22 protein-coding genes are annotated in these 20,555 nt (G+C 68.1%); 10 read left to right on the forward strand and 12 right to left on the reverse strand.

Annotation, left to right across the window (positions count from 1 at the left end; all coding sequences use genetic code 11):
• The first annotated feature begins 25 nt into the window (after positions 1–25).
• The 5 genes from ACIBGM_RS34845 to rsrA all read left to right on the forward strand — a co-directional run bounded on the left by ACIBGM_RS34845 (position 26) and on the right by rsrA (position 3,532).
• Positions 26–871 carry a hypothetical protein gene (locus tag ACIBGM_RS34845; protein ID WP_396387952.1) on the forward strand — a complete coding sequence of 282 codons (846 nt, stop codon included), beginning with the start codon at positions 26–28 and terminating at the stop codon, positions 869–871.
• A gap of 130 nt (positions 872–1,001) precedes the next feature.
• Positions 1,002–1,811, forward strand: coding sequence for an SOS response-associated peptidase (locus ACIBGM_RS34850; RefSeq protein WP_396387953.1), 810 nt, complete (start codon positions 1,002–1,004; stop codon positions 1,809–1,811).
• Between the two features lie 69 nt (positions 1,812–1,880).
• Positions 1,881–2,513 (forward strand): alpha/beta family hydrolase, encoded by a 633-nt coding sequence (locus ACIBGM_RS34855; protein ID WP_396387954.1) that lies wholly within the window; start codon positions 1,881–1,883, stop codon positions 2,511–2,513.
• A gap of 129 nt (positions 2,514–2,642) precedes the next feature.
• Complete coding sequence (locus ACIBGM_RS34860; RefSeq protein ID WP_132207908.1) at positions 2,643–3,257, forward strand: sigma-70 family RNA polymerase sigma factor; 615 nt, start codon at positions 2,643–2,645, stop codon at positions 3,255–3,257.
• Positions 3,254–3,532, forward strand: coding sequence for a mycothiol system anti-sigma-R factor (rsrA, locus tag ACIBGM_RS34865; RefSeq protein ID WP_360532723.1), 279 nt, complete (start codon positions 3,254–3,256; stop codon positions 3,530–3,532). The genes ACIBGM_RS34860 and rsrA overlap by 4 nt, the downstream gene beginning before the upstream one ends.
• A gap of 7 nt (positions 3,533–3,539) precedes the next feature.
• Here the strand turns inward: rsrA and ACIBGM_RS34870 are convergent, their stop codons facing one another.
• Positions 3,540–6,011 (reverse strand): ATP-binding protein, encoded by a 2,472-nt coding sequence (locus tag ACIBGM_RS34870; protein ID WP_396387955.1) that lies wholly within the window; start codon positions 6,009–6,011, stop codon positions 3,540–3,542.
• 283 nt (positions 6,012–6,294) lie between these two features.
• On the reverse strand, positions 6,295–6,369 hold the full coding sequence (locus tag ACIBGM_RS34875; protein ID WP_369759046.1) for a 50S ribosomal protein bL37: 75 nt from the start codon (positions 6,367–6,369) through the stop codon (positions 6,295–6,297).
• 289 nt (positions 6,370–6,658) lie between these two features.
• On the opposite strand from ACIBGM_RS34875, the gene ACIBGM_RS34880 reads away from it, so the two are divergent.
• Entirely contained in the window at positions 6,659–7,993 is a 1,335-nt protein-coding gene (locus ACIBGM_RS34880; RefSeq protein WP_396387956.1) for an HD-GYP domain-containing protein, read from the forward strand.
• On the forward strand, positions 7,990–9,267 hold the full coding sequence (locus tag ACIBGM_RS34885) for an HD-GYP domain-containing protein (protein ID WP_396387957.1): 1,278 nt from the start codon (positions 7,990–7,992) through the stop codon (positions 9,265–9,267). Before ACIBGM_RS34880 ends, ACIBGM_RS34885 begins: the two co-directional genes overlap by 4 nt.
• Here the strand turns inward: ACIBGM_RS34885 and ACIBGM_RS34890 are convergent.
• The 3 genes from ACIBGM_RS34890 to ACIBGM_RS34900 form a co-directional block, all read right to left on the reverse strand.
• Positions 9,229–9,846, reverse strand: a complete 618-nt coding sequence (locus ACIBGM_RS34890; protein WP_396387958.1) for a DUF5317 domain-containing protein — start codon at positions 9,844–9,846, stop codon at positions 9,229–9,231. The two genes, ACIBGM_RS34885 and ACIBGM_RS34890, sit on opposite strands and share 39 nt — an antisense overlap.
• A gap of 117 nt (positions 9,847–9,963) precedes the next feature.
• Positions 9,964–11,619 carry a monocarboxylate uptake permease MctP gene (gene mctP, locus ACIBGM_RS34895; RefSeq protein WP_396387959.1) on the reverse strand — a complete coding sequence of 552 codons (1,656 nt, stop codon included), beginning with the start codon at positions 11,617–11,619 and terminating at the stop codon, positions 9,964–9,966.
• Positions 11,616–11,897: a DUF3311 domain-containing protein gene (locus ACIBGM_RS34900; protein WP_396387960.1), complete on the reverse strand. Its 282-nt coding sequence runs from the start codon at positions 11,895–11,897 to the stop codon at positions 11,616–11,618. The genes mctP and ACIBGM_RS34900 overlap by 4 nt, the downstream gene beginning before the upstream one ends.
• A 108-nt stretch (positions 11,898–12,005) precedes the next feature.
• Here ACIBGM_RS34900 and ACIBGM_RS34905 point away from each other — a divergent pair, with 108 nt between their 5' ends.
• Positions 12,006–12,983, forward strand: a complete 978-nt coding sequence (locus ACIBGM_RS34905) for an endonuclease/exonuclease/phosphatase family protein (protein ID WP_396387961.1) — start codon at positions 12,006–12,008, stop codon at positions 12,981–12,983.
• Here the strand turns inward: ACIBGM_RS34905 and ACIBGM_RS34910 are convergent.
• Entirely contained in the window at positions 12,970–13,875 is a 906-nt protein-coding gene (locus ACIBGM_RS34910) for a DUF2785 domain-containing protein (RefSeq protein WP_396387962.1), read from the reverse strand. The genes ACIBGM_RS34905 and ACIBGM_RS34910 overlap by 14 nt on opposite strands.
• A gap of 104 nt (positions 13,876–13,979) precedes the next feature.
• On the opposite strand from ACIBGM_RS34910, the gene ACIBGM_RS34915 reads away from it, so the two are divergent.
• Positions 13,980–15,458: a histidine kinase N-terminal domain-containing protein gene (locus tag ACIBGM_RS34915; protein ID WP_360532749.1), complete on the forward strand. Its 1,479-nt coding sequence runs from the start codon at positions 13,980–13,982 to the stop codon at positions 15,456–15,458.
• Between the two features lie 78 nt (positions 15,459–15,536).
• Here ACIBGM_RS34915 and ACIBGM_RS34920 read toward each other — a convergent pair whose 3' ends face one another.
• Entirely contained in the window at positions 15,537–15,788 is a 252-nt protein-coding gene (locus ACIBGM_RS34920; protein WP_012922773.1) for a WhiB family transcriptional regulator, read from the reverse strand.
• Positions 15,789–16,376: 588 nt separating this feature from the next.
• On the opposite strand from ACIBGM_RS34920, the gene ACIBGM_RS34925 reads away from it, so the two are divergent.
• Positions 16,377–16,652, forward strand: coding sequence for a hypothetical protein (locus ACIBGM_RS34925; protein WP_360532752.1), 276 nt, complete (start codon positions 16,377–16,379; stop codon positions 16,650–16,652).
• Here the strand turns inward: ACIBGM_RS34925 and ACIBGM_RS34930 are convergent, their stop codons facing one another.
• The 5 genes from ACIBGM_RS34930 to ACIBGM_RS34950 form a co-directional block, all read right to left on the reverse strand.
• Positions 16,653–17,450 (reverse strand): RNA polymerase sigma factor SigF, encoded by a 798-nt coding sequence (locus ACIBGM_RS34930; protein ID WP_396387963.1) that lies wholly within the window; start codon positions 17,448–17,450, stop codon positions 16,653–16,655.
• 76 nt (positions 17,451–17,526) lie between these two features.
• Positions 17,527–17,919, reverse strand: coding sequence for an anti-sigma regulatory factor (locus ACIBGM_RS34935; RefSeq protein WP_360532758.1), 393 nt, complete (start codon positions 17,917–17,919; stop codon positions 17,527–17,529).
• Between the two features lie 126 nt (positions 17,920–18,045).
• Complete coding sequence (locus tag ACIBGM_RS34940; RefSeq protein ID WP_360532761.1) at positions 18,046–18,801, reverse strand: amino acid ABC transporter ATP-binding protein; 756 nt, start codon at positions 18,799–18,801, stop codon at positions 18,046–18,048.
• A complete protein-coding gene (locus tag ACIBGM_RS34945) occupies positions 18,801–19,622 on the reverse strand; it encodes an amino acid ABC transporter permease (protein WP_360532764.1) in 822 nt (273 codons plus the stop codon). The genes ACIBGM_RS34940 and ACIBGM_RS34945 overlap by 1 nt, the downstream gene beginning before the upstream one ends.
• Positions 19,619–20,473: an ABC transporter substrate-binding protein gene (locus tag ACIBGM_RS34950; RefSeq protein ID WP_360532767.1), complete on the reverse strand. Its 855-nt coding sequence runs from the start codon at positions 20,471–20,473 to the stop codon at positions 19,619–19,621. Before ACIBGM_RS34950 ends, ACIBGM_RS34945 begins: the two co-directional genes overlap by 4 nt.
• Positions 20,474–20,555: the final 82 nt, after the last annotated feature.

A 20,555-nucleotide genomic window follows, 5' to 3' on the forward strand; every position in this document is an offset into this window, starting at 1 on the left:
CTGACGGGGCTGTTCGAGGAGGGCCATGTCGCTGTTCGCGGACATCCGCAGACGGTTCGACCTGCGTCCGGCCAAGTCCCTGAACCTGGCGGGGTCGCCCGCCCGGACCCGGCCGGAGGCGTCGTCTCCAGACGATCGACCGTGCGAGGGGAGGGACTCGCACGGCACAGCCGGCACAGCCGTGCCGAGCTGTCGGGCAAGCTGCTCCGACTCCAGCGCCTACCTCGCGATCGCCGAGGCGCTGCGGGACGGAGCCGATGTCGTGCCTGCGAGCGACGAGGTCGGCCGGCAGTTGGCGGCCGACGGCGTCTCGTTGCTCGAGGCACTTGATGGGCTGAGTGCGCTGTACCGCTCGATCGCCGGGGGCGAGCCGGCTTTCGCCGCGGTACGCGCACTCAGTTCCAGCTGGGCCGAGGCCTCGCTGGTCTACCTGCACTCGCTGTCCTGCGAGGACCCGCTGACCGGGCTGTCCAGCCTGGCGCACCTGCGGTCCCGGCTCGGCGAGCTCTACCGAGAGGCCGAGTTCCGTGGAACTTCCGTACCGCAGACCCACGCACTGGTGGTTGTCGAGCCGCTCAATCCCCCGGGGACGACGCCGTTCGACCGCGAGCTCCGGCTGGTCGACGTGGCGGAGTGCCTGCGGATCGTCTTCTGCGGCGGTGACGTACTGGGCCGCGTCGGCTCACGCCGCGCGGCGGCGCTCGTCGGCCGCGAGCCGAACCTGCCGGAGCAGGTCGAGACGGTACGAGCCCTGATCACCCAGTGGCGGCTGGACACCGACGTGCCGCAGCTGGCCCGGATCTGGATCGAAGGACTGCCCGGGACCGACGCGATGGCCGGGAGGGTGCTCGACGAGCTCGCCAGACCCTAGGACCTGCGTCCGGACGCCTACAGGGGGGCGCCCGGACGCAAAGGCCGGCGGCGGATCGCCTGACACGGGGTGGGCGATCCGTCGCCGCTTGTCCGCTGCCACTGTCGGTGGACCTGATTAGGCTGTCGGTATGTGCGGAAGGTATGCGTCCAGCCGGGATCCGTCCGACCTCGTGGCCGAGTTCGAGATCGAGTCCGGGAACGTGCGCGAGTCCGTGCAGGAGGTGGGGGAGAACTACAACGTCGCGCCGACCGACCAGGTGATCGCGGTGGTCGAGCGGAAGAACCGCGAGGCGCCGGAGGAGACGGTGCGCAAGCTGACCACGGTCAAGTGGGGGCTGGTGCCGTCCTGGGCCAAGGACACCTCGATCGGGAACCGGCTGATCAACGCCCGGATGGAGACGGTCGCGGACAAGCCGGCCTTCAAGAAGGCGTTCGCGACCCGGCGCTGCATCCTGCCCGCCGACGGGTACTACGAGTGGTACAAGTCCGAGCAGAAGGTGAACGGCAAGCCGGTCAAGCAGCCGTACTTCATCCGGCCCGCCGACGGCGGCATCCTGGCGATGGCCGGGCTCTACGAGATCTGGCGGGACAAGACGGTCGAGGACCCGGAGTCCGACGAGGCCTGGCTGTGGACCTGCACGGTCCTGACTACCTCGTCCACCGACGACCTCGGCCGCATCCACGACCGGATGCCGCTGCTCGTCGAACGCGAGCGGTACGACGTCTGGCTCAACCCGCTGAGCTCCGACAAGGACGACCTGCTCGACCTGCTCGACCTGCTCGTCCCGGCGGCCCCCGGACGGCTCGAGGCGTACGCCGTCTCGAAGGCGGTCAGCTCGGTGAAGAACAACGGACCGCACCTGGTCGACCCGCTCCCACCCGACGGCGTCGACCCGCTCGACAAACCCGAGGAGCCGAAGGAACCCCCGCTGTTCTGACCCACCGTGTCCTTTGACGCACCGCGCCGGCACCACCGATCGGTGCTGAAGTGATGACAGGATGGGGCGGTGACCGACGAACGGATTGTGGAGACGCCGCACGGGGACGCCCGGATCGTGGCGCATCGGGCCCGGCGACCGGTGGCGACGCTGGCCCTCGGTCACGGCGCCGGGGGCGGGATCGAGTCGGCCGACCTGGCCGCGCTGGCGTCCCGGCTGCCGAAGCAGGACATCAACGTGTTCCTGATCGAGCAGCCCTGGCGGCACGCCGGGAAGAAGCTTGCCCCCGGCCCGAAGATCCTCGACGAGGCCTGGATCGCGATCATCGGCCAGCTCCGGATCCGGACGCCGCTGGTGGTCGGCGGCCGCAGCGCCGGCGCCCGGGTGGCCTGCCGGACCGCGAGCAGTCTGGGGTCATCCGGCGTACTGGCGCTGGCCTTTCCGCTGCATGCGCCGGGGAAGCCGGAGAAGTCCAGGGTGGACGAGTTGCAGAGTGCCGGCTTGCCGACGCTGGTGGTGCAGGGGGAGCGGGACCCGTTCGGGACGCCCGAGGAGTTCCCGCCGCTCACCGAGATGGCCGTGGTGCCGGACGCCGACCACTCGTTCAAGGTGCCGAAGCGCGCCGAGCTCAGTCAGCAGGAGACCCATCAGCTGCTGGTCGAGGCCGTGTTCGAGTGGGTCAGCCGCGAAGTGTCCGGATAGTGGTCACCGGTTGACCACCGCCGCCGTACGGGGAATGCCCCCGCGCCGGGGCGTGTTGTGCCGGGCATGATGGCGACGAGAGAGGCTCCGGCGAGGACCGGCGGGAAGACCCCGGTATTCTCGATCCCGATGCCGACTCCCACCACGACCGAGACACCCGAGCAGCGGACCGCGCGCTTCGAGCGCGAGGCGCTGCCCTTCCTCGACCAGATGTACGCCGCGGCGATGCGGATGACCCGTAATCCGTCGGACGCCGAGGACCTGGTCCAGGACACCTTCGCGAAGGCGTACAGCTCGTTCCACCAGTTCACGCCCGGCACCAACCTGAAGGCGTGGCTGTACCGGATCCTGACCAACACGTTCATCAACGGATACCGCAAGCGCCAGCGCCAGCCGACGCAGTCGCCGACCGAGGAGATCGAGGACTGGCAGCTGACCGCCGCCGAGTCGCACACTCCCGGCGGCCTGAAGTCGGCCGAGGCGGTCGCGCTGGAGCATCTGCCCGACTCCGACGTCAAGGAGGCCCTGCAGGCGATCCCGGAGGACTTCCGGCTGGCCGTCTACCTGGCCGACGTCGAGGGCTTTGCGTACAAGGAGATCGCCGACATCATGGGTACGCCGGTCGGCACCGTGATGTCGCGGTTGCACCGTGGCCGGCGCCAGCTGCGTGACCTGCTGGGCGACTACGCGCGCGACCGGGGCCTGATCCCGTCCGACGAGACCGGAACCGAGGAGGAGTCGTGAGCTGCGGCGAGCACCACGACATCGACTGCAGCGAGATCCTGCAGCGTGCGTACCTTTTCATCGACAACGAGCTCGAGGGCGCCAGTACCGACGAGATCCGGCAGCACCTCGAAGAGTGCGCGCCGTGCCTGGACGAGTACGACCTGGAGCGCTGCGTGAAGAAACTCGTGCACCGTTCCTGCGGTTCCGACCACGCCCCCGACGCACTCCGTCAGAAAATCCTCCTCCGCCTCACCCAAATCCAGGTCGAAACCACCATCACCACCACCGACTGAAGCGCGGTCAGGAGTAATTCGGCCGGTAGGTGTAGGTTTCGTCTCGGTCCAGGACGGCCAGCAGGTCCAGCGCATCGCGTTCGACCTTGTCGGCGGCGGCATGCAGTGACGGGATGGCTTCGGTGAGCAGTTGTCTGGCGCTCTCCGAATCTTCGGACGCGGCCCTGATCTTCGCCAGCTGCAGCAGCAATCGGCCCTCGCGTAGTCGATTTCGGTAAGCCCTGGCCAATTGGATCCCGGAGTGCGCGTGTTCCTCGGCCACGGCGAACTCGCCTTTGCCGGCGAAGGCCACGGTGAGGACCTCTTTACTCTCGGACTGGCCATTGCCGTCGCCCAGCCGTCCGGATACCTGGATGCTCGTCCGCAGTGATTCGATCGCGTTGTCGAATCGCTGGTTGGCGACGTGCGAGATGCCCGCGTTGAGGTAGCGCTTCGCCAGCGATCGTTGATCGCCGCTCTGCTCGGCAAGCCGGATGCTCTCCGCGAACGCCTGGTCGGCTTCGGCGAAATCGCCCAGCCGGTTGTGCAGGCCGCCGAGAGCGAGATATGTGACGCCTTCGACCGACCTGTCGTCGAGCTGGCGACTGAGCTCCAGCGCCTGCTGGATCATTGACAGCGCCTCTTCCGTCCGGCCTAGCCGCTCGAGCACATGACTGAGCGAGGAGCAGCAGCGAGCCTGACCCGCGATGTCGGAGACGCCGCGGAACCTCTCCAGCGCCTTGACCAGGTGCGCCCGGGCAGACTCGAAGTCACCGAGCTCGACCATGGGGATCGCGGTGTCGTGCTCGAGCCACGCCGCCATCAATGGCAGGTCCAGTCGCTCGGCCAGTTCGACCATGCCCCGGCTGAACTCGCGCATCTCGACCCAGCGGGACCGGGGCTCGTGGTAACCGAACAGCGCGAGGGCGAGCTCGGGTAGCAGCGCCGACCCTGCAAGCGACGTCGCCGATGCCTGGCGAAACCGGTCGATCAGGTTGCGCTCCTCGTCGTCCAGCCACCGCAGCGCCGAAACCGTGTCCCTGAGCGCCGGGACGGGCGGGATCCGGATGGTGGCGAGCCCAGGCCGCTGGCTTGCCTCGTGCGTAAGACTCTGACAGGCCCACGCGAAGCCGATGTAGAAGCGCAGGACGCGGCCCAGACCCGCGTCGAGCTCGGACTGGGTGAGGGACTGCTCGGCCAGCTCGCGAGCGTAGGCACGGATCAAGTCGTGGAAGCGGTAGCGCTCGGGTGCGACGGGATCGAGGAGGTTGAGGTCCACGAGGCGTTCGAGAACGAGGCCTGCGTGACGGATCGGCATGTCGAGCAGGTGTGCGGCCACGGAGGTGTGCAGGTCCGAGCCGTCGGGCACACTCAGGGTCGGCAACGCCAGGGCTGCCTCGCGATCGAGCTCACGATCGCTGGACTCGAGGAACCGCACGGAGCTGGCGATGCTCGCGCGGACGCCGGTGTCGTCGGAGCCCAGGCTGTCCAGTCGCCGTCCTTCGTTCTCCAGGAAGTCGACGAGGTGCTGGATCGGCCAGCCCGGCCGCGCGGCGAGCCGGGCGCCGATCAGCCGGACGGCGAGTGGCAGCCGGCCGGCGAAGCGAGTCAGGCTCTCGGCGGCATCCGGTTCGGCCGCGACCCGGTCCGTGCCGGCGACTCCGGCCAGGAGGTCGACGGACTCCGTCTCGGACAACGCGTCAAGGCGGATCTGGCGGGCCCCGGGCAGCGCTGCGAGCGAGGCCCTGCTGGTGATGATCACCGCTGATCCGGGGCTGCCGGGCAACAGCGGCGTGATCTGGTGAACGTCGGTCGCGTTGTCGAGCAGCATCAGCATCCGCCGACCGGCCAGCTGGGATCGAAGCAGTGCGGCCGCCTCCTCCACGCCCTCGGGGATCAGCTGGACATCCAGGCCCAGCGAGCGGAGCAGCTGTCCCAGAGCGTCCGCGGTCGCGGTCGGCTTGCCGGGGCCGTACCCGCGGAGGTTGAGATAGAGCTGGCCATCCGGGTAGCTCATCACCAGCTTGTGCGCTGCCCGGACTGCCAGCGCGGTCTTGCCGATCCCGCCCATGCCGGTCACGGCGACCAGGCCGACGGCGCCGCCACCTGATCCGTCCGGGTCCCGGAGTGCCGACAGGACGGCATCGAGCTGTGCGCTCCGGCCGGTGAAGTCGGGGATCGCCGGCGGCAGTTGCCAGGGCACCGGCAGTGAGTCGATCGAGGCAGCCGGTCCGGAAGGTGCAGTAGTTGCCGAGGCCAGACGTCCGGTACCCCGGGCAACAGCCATGAAATCTGCGGCGTCTGCGGCGTCCAGGCCGAGCGCTGTGGTCAGTGCCCGAACAGTGTCGAGGCGGGGCCGGCGACGGGTTCCGCGTTCGAGCACGCTGATCGCCTGCTCGCTCAGTCCGGCCTTTTCGGCCAGGGCGGCCTGGGTCAGGCCTAGCCCGGTTCGATGTCGGCGCAGCAGTTCACCCAGGCTCTCGACGTTCAGCCGAACCACCTCTCTCGCTCGCCGAATCGATCTGGTCACAGTCGGTTCCGGATGCCCGAGCTAACTCTAGGAGGTACGGCGACTGCAGGGCTTCTCCACAACCTGATGGACCCTGCGCACTATCAGGCCGCCCGACACTTCCACGCAAACGACTGTTTGAACATGACAAAGGGTATTGGGCTCGGGACGCTCCGAATACGAAGCCTGGGTGAATGGTGATCTGACCGACCTGTGACCAAATTGCAAAGACCCCGGTTTTGGCCGGGGTCCTCGCTTTCTGTAGCCGCCTGAGTCAGGCGTTGGGGCGCTTACCGTGGTTTGCGCCCTTCTTCTTGCGTGCGCGGCGCTTGCGGCCGGTCTTGCCCATTCCTAAGCCTCCTTGTTACAACTGCAAAGAGTCACAGTCTCTCATATCGCGGGAGACTCTTCAGTTCGTGCGGCGGGTCACGGTCTGGCTTACAGTGTTTCGGCGCAGCCCTGATGAGCAAAATTCAAGTCGAGTCAGCGATGTGCTGTCTGGCCCCCCTGCGCCCGCCGAGTGGGCGCAAGACAAGCGACCCGCTGATCGGAGGTGACGTAGTATGTTCGGCGACGTCTGGGACTGGTGATCCTTCTGTCATGGAGGGCATGAGATGACGTGGCGCCCCCGTGTCAGGATGTTGCGTTCTGCTGTCGCGGGAACTGCCGTCATCGCCCTGGTCGCGCTGGGGCTCGCGATCTCCGAGACACAAAATCCACTGGTGGTGGCTGGGCTGTGCCTGGTCGCGCTCGTCGCCAGTTCGCTGCGATCGGTGCACACTCAGCGCCAGATCGAACTGGTCTCCGTCGTATTGGTTGCCGTCTACGTGATCGCAGGGCCCGCGGCGGCGGTCATCGTCGCTGCCGCCGGATCTCTCGTCCAGGCGCCGGCCCCGGCGATCAAGCGGATCTTCAACAGCGCGCAGCGGGTCGTGTCCGCCGCCGGTGCGGCGATCGCCTACGCGGCCTTGGACGGGCCGGTCGGCGAGGAGGTGTTCGCGCGGGTCCCGGACGCCCTCATCGCGACGACAGCCGCCAGCGTCGCGCTCCAGCTCGTGAACGCCGTGCTCGTCTCCATGGTGCTCAGTCTCGAGCGCGGACCGAATGCCGTGAAGGAGTTTCTCCGGCACGTGGTCCGCACGACCGCGCTCCCGGTGCTCGGCTACGGACTGCTCGGTCTGTCGATGGCCGTGGTGTGGATCGGTGGCCTGAGCATTTTCGCCGGCGTGCTCATCCTCGGTCCGCTGGTCGTCGCCCGCTGGGCGCTGTCGCAGTACGAGGCAGAGAGGCTGGCTCAGGCGGCGACCATGCGAGCGTTCATCCAGGTCATCGAGGCCAAGGACCTGTACACGCGCGGGCACTCGGAGCGGGTCAGTGAAGGGGTTGGGATGCTCGGCAGGCAGCTTGGGCTGAACCAGGATCGCCAGAGCGCCCTCGAGCATGCCGGACTGCTGCACGATGTCGGGAAGGTCGGCGTGCCGACCAGCATCATTCGCAAGCCCGGCCGGCTGGACGACGCGGAGATGGACGCCATCCGCCTGCATCCGGCGCGGGGAGTCGAGCTGATCGGCAACATCCCGTTCCTGGAAGAAGTGAAGTCGGCGGTCCTTCATCACCACGAGAAGTACGACGGCACTGGCTACCCGGCAGGGTTGGCCGGTGAGAACATCCCCTATTTCGCTCGCATCATCGGCATCGTGGACGCTTTCGACTGCCTCACCTCGACGCGCTCGTACCGCCCGGCCCGGGGCGTCGAGGAGACGCTGGAGATCCTGCTGCAGGACCGCTACACGCACTTCGATCCGCAATTGGTCGACTCGTTCGTCCAAGTGATCCGGCAGCGAGGCTGGAACGCGGCTGCGGACCAGCCGGCCCCGGATGCCAACGTGGAGGTGAGCATCGACCACGACGACCTCAGCCTCGGCAGTGGTGGCGGCGCGTCGGGGTCGGCGGCCGGACCGGCCGACGGATGAGCACCGTGCAGGGCAACTATCAGGTCCGGATCTCCGGCAGCGGGATCGCCATCTTGCTGGTCGGGGCCGTCCTCGGGGTGACGGCCACGGTTCTGACCATCGAGCGGGGAGTCACCGGCTGGTCTTTCGCGATCACCTTCGGGCTGCTGATCGCGGTCGGGGAGATGGTGCAGTTCCGGGTGGACCGGAGCCGCAACCGGGCGCCGATCGCGACGAGCGCCGCCTTGGCCTACGCGCTCCTGCGCGGGCCGGAGGTGCCGGTCGTGCCGGATGTCGCCCAGATCATCACCGTAGTGACGGTGGCCACGATCGCCGGCGTCATTCCGCGTACGGTGGCCGGCCTTCGGTGGGATCTGGTGATCTCCACTCGGCGGGTGATCTCGGTGGCCGCGGCCGCGACCGTGTTCTCGGTCGTCCTTCCGAACCACCTGCAGTGGGACGGGACCTGGTCGCACGCGCTGCCGATCACCGCGGCGATGTTCCTCGCTGTGCTGACCGCCGCCTTGAGCGACGGTCTGGTCGGCGCGGGGCAGATGACCGAGGCGTCGAACCGGCCGTTCCCGGCTGCCCTGCGCGACGAGTTGGTGGTGCTGGCGAGGATCGGGCTGGCGATGGGTATCAGCGGTGTCCTCCTGGCCGCAAGCACGTCGCTGCTCGGGTTGTGGGCCGTGCCGATGGTCGTGGTGCCGTTGTTGTTGACCCAGTTCGCCTTCCGGCGGTTCGCGTCGGCGCAGCGGACGTATCGAACCACGGTTCGGTCGATGGCGCGGAGTACGGAGATCGCCGGTTTCAGCAGTCCGGGGCAGAACGCACGAACGGCGCAGCTGGCCGTTGCGCTGGGCCACGATCTGGGGCTGACTCCGCCACGAATGGAGGCGCTGGAGTACGCCGCACTGCTGTCCGGGGTGGGACAGTTGGCGTTGTCCGATCCCAGTCCTGGTGGGGCTTCGTTGCTGCGGACAAGGGAAGAGCGGCAACGGGCGGCGGAGATCGGTGCGTCGGTCATCGAACGGTCCGGTGTGCTCGATCGCGTGGCCGAGATCGTGCGGCACTCCAATGATCCGTACCGGCGGGGCCGGGCGAAGAACGCCGACATTCCCTTGGAGAGTGGGATTGTCAATGTGGCGTTGGCCTATGAGCAGTTGGTCGGTGAGGGGACCGGGCAGTCGCCGGGGAAGGCGATGGAGTCGATCGGGTTGGGGATCGGGGCGGAGTACGACCCGGTGGTGGTCGAGTCACTCAGGAGGGTGATCGGCCGGGGCTTCCGCTTTTAGGCGAAGCAGTGCAGGCGTTCCCGCACAAGGCTTCAGGTCGCCCCAGACCGGCGCCTCGGTGGCCGGGATACGGTGCGAACCGCCCATTCCGGCGTACAGCAGAAGGCCCGCTCCGGCGGCGATCAAGACATCTCCCGGGCTGACCGCCTGACCGAGGCCGGGAAGCGCAACGGGTACGACGTCGCCGAGCCACGGCAACCTGGTCGCCGCATCGGACAACTCGTGGCGCGGTGAGCCGGTGAAGGGCCCGACGCCGGCGCGGGCCAGCGCGTCGGCGTCGACCGGCATCGCGCCGTTCAGGGCGACCACCAAGGCGTTGCAGAAGAAGCCCAGGGCAAGCAGTCCGACACCGGGATGCCGCAGGTTCTGGCGGAGGAAGACCGCGATGCAGACCGCGGACCCGACCAGCCCGACCGGGTACGCCGTACTGCCGATGATCGCGCCGAGGAACTGGCCGATCGCGGCGGCGGCCAGCCAGTGCACGCCGGTCAGCGAGTTGCCGGCCAGGCTGGTGAGGCGTCCACCGGTTGCCCAGGCCGCACCCGCGGCGAGCACCATGACGAGGAGGACCAGCAGCACCCTCGCGATTCTGCCGCGCCGGACCCGGAATCCCGGGCAAGCTGATCCCGCAGCGTGTCGACATAACGGCAAAGAGTGATGGCGGCCCCTTCCGGAGAAGGGACCGCCATCGGCGGCTCAGGACTTGGCCGAGGCCGCGCCGCCCTCGTCGAGCAGCTCCGGAAGGTCCTTCACCCCCGGGTCGCCCTGGTCGGCGCGGTAGTCCGACGCGTGCGTGCTGTCCACACCGTCCGGCACCTTCACCGCCCGGAACACCAGCGTCAGCACGACGACCACGATCAGGTTGAGCCCGAAGGCCGTCAACGCGATGTAGGCCTGGGTGTCGGTGAACGGGATGTTCGTGACCGAGCCACCGAAGTGCTTGCCGGTCGCCGGGTTGACCACGTTGTAGGCCTCGAGGGTGCCGTACACCATCGCGACCGCCCAGCCGGCCAGCAACGCCCAGCGATGGAACCATCTGGTGTACAGACCGACCACGATCGCCGGGAAGGTCTGCAGGATCCAGATGCCACCCAGTAGCTGGAAGTTCAGCGCGAGGGTCTTGTCCAGCGTGAGGACGAACGCCAGCGCGCCCAGCTTCACCACCAGCGACGCGAGCTTGGAGACCTTCGCCTCCTGGGCCGGCGACGCGTTCGGTTTGAGGAAGTCGCGGTAGATGTTGCGGGTGAACAGGTTCGCGGCCGCGATCGACATGATCGCCGCCGGCACCAGCGCCCCGACCGCGATCGCCGCGAACGCGATCCCGGCGAACCAGGACGGGAACTCCTGGTCGAACAGCCGCGGGATGGCCAGCTGCGGGTTCGCGATGCCGTCCAGGCCCTTCACGTCCACGTTGGCCTTGATCGCCATGAAGCCGAGCAGCGCGAGCAGGCCGAGCAGCAGCGAGTACGCCGGCAGGATCGCGGCGTTCCGCCGGACGATGTTGCGGTTCTTGGTCGACAGCACCGCGGTCACCGAGTGCGGGTACATGAACAGCGCCATCGCCGAGCCCAGGGCCAGCGTCCAGTACGCCGAGTAGCCCGTCTCACCCGGGATGAACGCACCCACCGGCTTGCCGGTGTTCGGGTTCGTCGCGGTGAGCTTGGCCTCCGCGGCGTCGAAGATCGAGCCCCACCCGCCGAGCACGTGCGGCAGGTAGAAGATCGCGACCGCGATCACCAGGTAGATCAGGCCGTCCTTGACGAACGCGATCATCGCCGGCGCCCGCAGGCCGGAGGAGTACGTGTACGCCGCCAGCACCGCGAACGCGATCAGCAGCGGCAGGTCCTTGGCCAGCAGGTTGTCGCCGCCCAGGCCCATCGTCTCGAACACGGCCTGCATACCCACCAGCTGCAAGGCGATGTACGGCATCGTGGCGAGGATGCCGGTCACCGCGACCGCCAGCGACAGCGACTTGCTGCCGTAGCGGCCGTGCACGAAGTCGGCCGGGGTCACGTAGCCGTTGCGGTGCGAGACCGACCACAGCCGGGACATGAAGATGAAGATGATCGGGTAGACCACGATCGTGTACGGCACCGCGAAGAAACCGCTGATCGCACCGGTGGCGTACATCGCGGCGGGTACGGCGATGAACGTGTACGCGGTGTAGAGGTCGCCACCCAGCAGGAACCAGGTGACGAAGGTGCCGAACCCGCGGCCGCCCAGACCCCACTCGTCCAGGTTGTCCAGGTTGCCGGTGCTGCGCCAGCGAGCGGCCATGAAGCCCATCGCGGTGACGGCGCCGAAGATGAGTACGACGATCGTGAGCTGGACCCAGTCGACTGTGTGGTTCACTGCTCGCCCTCCTTCGCCGCAGCCGGCTTGTCAGGGTCACCAAGGCCCTGCGCCGCCCGTCGCTTGCGTTCCTCGGTGATGACCAGCCTGTAGCAGATGCTGACCAGGCCGGCGGAGAGGAAGACCCAGAGGAACTGGTACCAGTAGAAGAAGGGGAAACCCCACAGGCGGGGTTCGTCCCTGGCGTACGTCGACACCAGGAGCGGCACCACGACCGCGATCGCCAGCAGAACGCCGGAGATCCAGTACGCGGGTCTGACCGCGGACAATCGGGACACTGCAAACCTCCTCGGGACACAGGCGCAACGGAGCACGCTACCGTTCGACCCGACACGGGACCAGATCTAAGTGCCGGGTAACATCAGGCACTCGTACCAGGGTGGTTCATGGACAACGAACGAGCATGGTTCGTACGGCGGGTCGTGCTGTCCGTTCTCTTTCTGCTGATCGTTGCCGTCCCGCTGTATCCGGAGCTGTACGGCCTAGACGAGGTCACCCCTTTCACGCAACTTGTGGCGTTTCGCCCACAGGGACTGGCTGTTCTGCTGCTGCTCGGCCTGCTCATGCTGGTACGGCGGGCCTGGCGCATCGCCGCCGTACTCGTGCTGGGCCTGGCGCTGACCGGGGCGGTGCTGACGGCGCCGCGGCAGTTCTCCGACGCGGACCCGCCATCGGACGGCGCGCGGGTGCTGACGATCATGGTCGCCAACGTGCTCGGCGGCGGCGCCGACGCCGGTGCGGTGGCCAAGGTGATCCGGGAGCGCCGGCCCGACCTGGTTTCGTTGCCGGAGGCACAGGTCGACGTCCGCGAGGACATCCGGGCACACCTGCAGGGCCTTGCGTACAACGGTTACACGCTGCAGCCGAGCAAGGCGGTCGAGAGCGCCACGAGCGTCCTGGTGTCGTCCTCACTGGGCACTGTGCGTTTCCAGGCCGACCAGCTCGCCACGACGTTCGGGCACATCATCGTGACCGGCGGGAACCTCGGTGACGTGCGGCTGATCGCGTACCACGGCTTCCCGCCGTTGCCGGCCGAAGTGACCACCTGGAAGCAGGATCTCGACGTCCTCCGGCAGTGGTGCGCGCAGAATCCGCCGACGATCGTGGCCGGCGACTTCAACGCCACCACGGATCACGCGGACTTCCGGTACGCGCTCGGCTCGAATTGCCGCAGTGTCGCGTCGCTGACGGGCGCAGGCCTCGTCGGGACCTGGCCGTCGGACCGGCCGGCGGTCACGCGGTCGCAGATCGACCATGTGCTGATCACCCGGCAACTCGAGCCGGGGCGCTTCACGACGTACGCGATCGAGGGCAGCGATCACCGTGCCGTCGTCGCGACTGTGGCTGTACCTAAGACTGGGTAGAGGCCGGGCGGTAGATGTAGGGCTGGGAGGCCTGCACGGCCTCGGTGAGCATCAGCAGCATGTCGGCCCGGGCCTCGATCGGCCGGCCGAACAGCTCGTCGTCACCCGGGATCGGGAACCCCTTCACGCCGATCGCCAGCTGGCTCAGCAGGACGTGCAGAACACCACGGGCGTTGAAGACCGGAGGAGTGGGCCACTCCGGCAACGTCTCGTGCATCAGCGGCTGCTGGGCCGCAGCCGCGGCCACCGGCTTCAGCCAGCGCTCGAGCTCGTCGCTGGTCAGCATGTTCCGGTGCAGGATCGTCATGACCGCGTGCGCGACCCGGTCGTGCTCCTCGTGCACCCAGCGGTACTGCGTGTCCTTCACGATCCGGTCGGCCAGTACGTCGAGCAGCGCCCGAAGCACCCCGGTGTCGCAGTGCCGCGACCGGGCCAGCGCGCCGATCGCGTCCGCGCCATGGGCAACGGCATGCGCCCACCCGCAGTCCGGCACGTAGCCGCGCAGGTCGCGCTCCCGCAGCAGCCAGGTGGCCAGCCGGTCGCCCCAGCGCATCACCACCTCGTCGTGCACCAGGAACTCGGCGTTGTCGCGGTGGATCACCTCCGCCAGCGTCAGCGCGGTGAACGACCGCCGGAAGACGGTGTCCGTGCCGTCCTCACCCAGGCCGTAGGCGAGGCCGGCACACAGACCGTCGCCGAAGCCCGGCAGCAGGTCGTCGTACACCCCGCGCTCCAGCCAGGTGGCCAGCGTCGGGTACGCCAGCGCGTCCCGGATCTGCGGGTTGGTGCTGGCGAGGCCGCGGACGAGCTCCTCGGTGAGGTCGGTCAGACCACGGTCGCGCGGTACCGCGTAGTCCGCGGCCATCACGTCCTGCCAGTACGTCGACTCCACCGAAGCATCCTTTCATCCGTGCCTGATCAATCAACACCTAGATACACCCACTTGTCGAGTGGACCTCCGCGGGTACTGGTATACGCCGTCGGTAGCATCGAACCGTGCCGTCTCTGACCGACGTGGCCCGTAACCACACCACCCTGGACCAGGCCGACCTGGACCGCCTGCAGTTGCTCGTCTCCGACTGGCAGATGCTGGCCGACCTGTCGTTCGCCGACCTGGTGCTCTGGCTGCCCGACACCGAGGGCCTCGGCTTCTGGGCCGGGGCGCAGATGCGGCCCACCACCGGCCCGACGGCGTACCTGGACGACATCGTCGGCAGCTTCATCCCACGCGGCCGCCGGCACCTGCTGGACCAGGCGTACGACGGCGGCCGGATCTGCCGCGAGGGCGACCCGGAGTGGCGCGACGACGTGCCGGTCCGGGTCGAGACGATCCCGGTCCGGCGCGGCACCCGGGTGATCGCGGTGATCGCGCGGAACACCAACCTGCTCGGCGTCCGGACCCCGTCCCGGCTGGAGATCGCCTACCTGCAGAGCGCCACCGACCTGGCCCGAATGATCACCGACGGCGTCTTCCCGTACGGCGGGGAGCGGCTGCTGTCCACCACCCCACGCGTCGGCGACGGGTGCATCCGGGTCGATCGGCACGGGATGGTGACGTTCGCGAGCCCGAACGCGTTGTCGGCGTACCGGCGGATGGGACTGGTCACCGACCTGGTCGGCAGCCGGCTGAAGGACATCTCCGGCGAGCTGCTGCACAGCGGGCACAAGGTCGACGACGTGCTGGCGTCGGTGCTGACCGGGCGCGCGGCCAAGGAGCTCGAGATCGAGAACGCCGACGCGACGCTGTTCCTGCGCGCGATCCCGTTGCGCGCCGAGGGGCAGCACGTGGGGGCGCTGATCCTGCTCCGGGACGTGACGGAGCTGCGCAGCCGGGAGCGGGAGCTGGTCACCAAGGAGGCGACCATCCGGGAGATTCATCATCGCGTCAAGAACAACTTGCAGACCGTCGCGGCGTTACTGCGGATGCAGGGCCGGCGGATCACGGTGCCGGAGGCCCAGGCCGCGCTGGCCGAGGCGGTCCGCCGGGTCGGGTCGATCGCCATCGTGCACGAGACGCTGTCGGAGTCGTTCGACGAGCACGTCGACTTCGACGACGTCGCCGACCGGGTCGGCGCGATGGTGGCCGACGTGTCCACGGTCGCCACCTCGGTCGAGACCAAGCGGTCCGGGAGCTTCGGCGTGCTGGACTCCGAGATCGCGACCCCGCTGGCGATGGTGCTGACGGAGCTGATGCAGAACTCGGTGGAGCACGCTTTCCGGTCGCGTGACGGTGGTACGGCCAGCGGCACCATCGAGCTATGGGCCGAGCGTTCGGTCGGCCGCTTGCACGTCACCGTGATCGACGACGGGCAAGGGCTGCCGGCGAACTTCGACTCGGAGCTGTCCGGGAACCTCGGCCTGTCCATCGTCCGCACCCTGGTGATCGGTGAGCTGGACGGGACTCTCGACTTCGGGCCCCGTCATGACGGGAAGTCCGGCGCTCAGGTCACCCTCGACCTTCCGGTCAAGGAGTAGCGCCGAAGCTTGCCGGGGAACTTGCAGGGGAAAGCGAAAGGCCCCGCGGGATTCTCCGCGGGGCCTCGAAGATCTTGCTCAGGCGGTGCGGATGCGGGCGCGAGCGTTGCGGCGCTTCAGAGCGCGGCGCTCGTCCTCACTCAGCCCACCCCAGACTCCGTGATCCTGGCCGGCTTCCAGCGCCCACGCGAGGCACTGCTCGCGCACGTCGCAGCGACGGCACACCTGCTTGGCCTCCTCGATCTGCATGATCGCGGGCCCGGTGTTGCCGATGGGGAAGAACAGTTCCGGGTCCTCATCGAGGCAAACGGCCCGGTGGCGCCAATCCATGGCGGATCCCATCTCTCTCAGTAGTTGTCATACGCTGTGAGCCTGGTCTGTGCCCAGTCAGCGCGGCTTTACTCGTCGTTCAGCTCGCACAGGGGGTTCGAGGTGCGAGGGTGTTCGATCCAGGAACGTGTTGTGAACGTTTTCACGAACGAGACCATGTTCCCAATCTCGGCTGAGTGAAACAAGGGTTCTGGAGTTGTCGATCCGATCACAACACTTCCTTAACACTACGAACCGGTGCGCAGCCGTTCACCCCGTCCGGTAACCGGACAGAGACTCGTTCTTGCACTCACCCGTTCACTGCAAGTAACCGATCCAACGGCCTTTTGGTTACGCACGACCTCAGATCCCTGTGGGGCTGGGGTTCCCGCGAGGATTGGGCTCGCAGGAAGAGGGGGTGGTCGTCCCTTGCGCCCGAACTACTCGAACGGCACGGGGCACTAAGCTGGCGAAGTGCCGACCGACCCCCCAGCTGCCGCCGTACCGAGACCGCTCAAGCTAGCCGCGGCTGTGGTGGCTGCGGAAGGGCTCGTGCTCGTCGTTCTCGGAATTGCCGAAGCATTAACGATCCAAGGCTCCCGGCTCTTCATGGGGCTGACCACCACCGCGTTCTTCATCCTGTACGGCGTGGGCCTCGGCCTGGTCGCCCGCGGCCTGTCGCGCGCGTCCACCTGGAGCCGCGGGCCGGCCGTGTTCGCGCAGCTGATCCAGATCCTGGTCGCGTACAGCTTCTGGGGCGGCGGCACCAAGCCGATCGCCGTCGCACTGGCCCTGGCGGCCCTCTTCGTCCTGGTCGCGATCTTCCGGAAGGCCTCCACCGAAGCCCTCGCGGACGACCCCACCAAGGACCGCCCGGTCCTGTAGCTATTCCTTGAGCAGGCCGGTTCTGAGCTCGGTGAGCGTGCGGGCCAGCAGGCGGGAGACGTGCATCTGGGAGATGCCGATCTCGTCGGCGATCTGGGACTGCGTCATGCCGCGGAAGAACCGCAGCGTCAGGATCCGCTTCTCCCGGGTGTCCAGCTGCGCCAGCAGCGGTTTGAGGGACTCCCGGTACTCCACGCTCTCCAGCGCCTCGTCCTCGCCGCCGAGGCCGTCCAGGACCGTCGTGGCGTCGGTCTCATTCTGGTCCGGGGCGTCCAGGGACAGCGTGTTGTAAGCGTTTGCGGACTCCAGCCCCTCGATCACCAGGTCCGGTGAGAGGCCCAGCCGGTCGGACAGCTCGGCGACGGTCGGGGCCCGGCCCAGCTCCTGGGTCAGCTCGGCGGTCGCGGCGGTCAGGGAGAGCCGGAGCTCCTGCAGCCGCCGCGGCACCCGGATGGCCCAGCCCTTGTCCCGGAAGTACCGCTTGATCTCGCCCAGGATCGTCGGCGTCGCGTACGTCGAGAACTCCACGCCGCGATCGGAGTCGAACCGGTCGATCGCCTTGATCAGGCCGATGGTGGCCACCTGGACGAGGTCGTCGTACGGCTCGCCGCGGTTGCGGAAGCGGCGGGCCAGGTGCTCCACCAGCGGCATGTGCAACGCGACCAGGCCGTCCCGGGCGCCGCCGTACGCCGGGTCCCCCGGGCCGTCGGCGGCGGACATCGCCCGGAACAAGTCGGCCGTCCGCGTACGCAGATCTGGAGAGTCCTGAGGTTCGCCCAGGGTCAGGTCCTCGGTCACGCCTCCGCCTCGCTGGCGCTCGGCTCCAGCGTGACCGACAACGGTGCTCTATTCATCGCTCGCTCGCTGCGCTCGCTCACAGGGTCTCCGTGGCCGTGGCGGTCGCCGTCACGGTGATGGTGAGCCGTCCGTCGATCGTCTCGGCGGCCGCGGACTCGACCAGCGCGGTCAGCACGGTCCAGCCGAACGACGAGGTGTCGGGACGCCAGCCGTTGGGCACGACGGCGCTGGTGCGCACCGTCAGCTGCGGCGGGTCGATCTCGAACACGCAGTCCAGCACGCCGTCGGACGCCTGCGGCAGCAGCAGCGCGCACGCCTCGTCGACGGCGATCCGCAGGTCGTCGATCGCGTCCACGGTGAAGTCGTTACGGGCCGCCAGGTTGCCCACCACCGACCGCGGTACGGCGATGTACGCACTGTCCGCCGGAATACTCAGACGGACCTCGGCGGATCGTCCCCTGCTGCCCACACTGCCTCCCTCGAGTCCGGCGGGCGATCGTCCCACCACGCCGTACATCTTCCACTCTCACACGCCGCAATGCACGGCGAAGGCCCGGCCTTGTGGACAAGACCGGGCCTCCGCGGCGAACGAACGTCAGCTGGTCGGCTCGACGTGGGTCGGGTCGAGCACCCGGCGCAGGAACGTGCGGGTGCGCTCGTGCTTGGGGTTGCCGATCACGTCGGCCGGCGGGCCTTGCTCGACGATGACACCGCCGTCCATGAAGACGACGCGGTCGGCGACCTCACGGGCGAACGCCATCTCGTGGGTGACCACGAGCATCGTCATCCCGTCCAGCGCCAGCTTGCGCATGACCGTGAGCACGTCGCCGACGAGCTCCGGGTCGAGCGCCGAGGTCGGCTCGTCGAACAGCATCAGCGCCGGGTCCATCGACAGCGCCCGGGCGATCGCCACCCGCTGCTGCTGACCGCCGGACAGCTGTGCCGGGTACGCCAGCACCTTCTCGCTCAGGCCGACCCGCTCCAGGTTGGCCCGGGCGATCTTGTCCGCCTCGGCCGGCTTGCGTTTCAGCACGGTGGTCTGGGCGATCGTGCAGTTGGCCAGCGCGTTCAGGTGCGGGAACAGGTTGAACTGCTGGAACACCATCCCGATCTGCTGCCGGGCGGCGTCCAGGTGGCAGTCCGGATCGGTGATGTCGTCACCGCGCACGAACACCTGCCCCTCCTGCGGCTGCTCGAGCAGGTTGACGCAGCGCAGCAGGGTCGACTTGCCCGAGCCGGACGGGCCGATGACGCAGACCACCTCGCCCTGCTCGACGGTGAAGTCGATTCCGCGCAGGACGTGGTTGCTGCCGAAGGACTTGTGCAGGTTCTTGATCTCGACCAGTGCCATCAGCGGCTCCTCGCAGCGCGCGCCTCGAGCCGGCGGACCAGGATGCCCAGCGGCAGCGTGATGATCAGGTAGCAGAAGCCGGCGGTGACGAGCGGGGTCAGGTTCGAGTAGGTGTTGGCCAGGTCCCGGCCGAAGCCGGTCAGCTCGTACCCTTCCGCCGAGACGCCGATGATGAAGACCAGCGAGGAGTCCTTGACCAGCAGGATCAGGTCGTTCGTCAGCGGTGGCAGCACGATCCGGAACGCCTGCGGCAGCACGATCTTCCGGGTCGCCAGCCCGGCCGGCATGCCGAGCGAGCGGGCCGCCTCGATCTGTCCCTTCGGAACCGCCTGGATGCCGGCCCGGATCACCTCGGCCATGTAGGCCGAGGCGACGATGCCGAGCGCCAGCCAGACGACGCCGTACGGATCGAAGGGGATGGTCAGGCCCTCGAACGCCAGCGGCAGCAGGCTGAAGGCGATGAACACCACGATGGCCGGCAGGCCACGGAAGAACTCGATGTACGCCGTCGCGAGCCACCGGTACGGGCCGACGCTGCTGAGCCGCATCAGCGCCAGCACGGTGCCGCCGACCAGGCCGATGACGAAGGCGCCGGCGGTGTACTCCAGCGTCTTGACCAGGGCCTGGAGCAGGCCGTCCTCGAACGCCGCCTTGATGTACTCCGGCTTGAAGAAGACCTCGGCGATCTGGCCCCAGTCGGCCGTGAACACGGCGACCACGACCAGGCCGACGAGGACCGCGTACTGGATCCCGCGCGAGCGCCGAGCCCGCTGCCGCGGGCTCAGCCCCTTCCGCTCAACGGCTTCGGTCGACGTGCTCACTTCTTCGGCTCAACCCCGAACCACTTCTTGTAGATCTCGTTGTACTGGCCGTCCGACTTGGCCTTGGCCAGCAGCTCGTTGAACTTGGCCACCAGCTTCGGGCCGCTGCCGTCCTTGAGGGCGGCGAAGCCGTACTGCTCACCGGTGTTGAACTCGGTCGCGATCTCCATGTCCGGGTTCGCCTTGACGAAGTCGTAGAGCACGCCGTTGTCGTTGATGGCGGCGTCGACCCGGCCGGACTTGACGTTGTTGGTCTGCAGCGCCAGGTCGTTGAACGGGATCACCGTGTAGCCGTTGGCCGCGGCGTTGTCGTCGGCGTACTTCTTGCCGGTGGTGTCCGCCTGGGCGCCGATCTTCTTGCCCTTCAGGTCCGCCAGGCTCTTGATGCCGGAGTCCTTCTTGACCATCAGCACCTGGGTGGCGTCCATGTACGGCTCGGTGATGCTGATCGCGGCCTGCCGCTCCGGTGTGATCGTCATCGCGCCCATGCCCATGTCGCACTTCTTGGCCGCGAAGGCGGCGCCGGAGGTGACCTGGGCCCACTCGATGTTGACGACCTCCTGCTCCAGGCCGAGGTCCTTGGCGACCAGGTCGAGGAGATCCACGTCGAAGCCGACGACGTCTGCGCCGTCCTTGTACTGGAACGGCTTGTACGGCAGGTGGGTGCAGACCATCAGCTTGCCGGACTTCACCAGGGTGATGCCGGCCGCGGCGGCCTTGTCCTCGGTTCCACCGCTGCTCCCCGAGCCCGAGTCGTCACTGCCGCAGGCTGAGAGGGTGAGCGCGAGCACTGCGGCCGCGGCGACGACGGTGCGGGCGCGGCTCTTGCGGAGGGTGGAGACGATGTTCATCGCTGTTACTCCTCGACACTGGAACTTGTATTCCGTCCCGCACGGTAACCGGGCCGGATGCCGCATCCTGACACAGCAACCA

It is taken from the genome of Kribbella sp. NPDC050470 (assembly GCF_044458365.1).
GTDB lineage: Bacteria > Actinomycetota > Actinomycetes > Propionibacteriales > Kribbellaceae > Kribbella.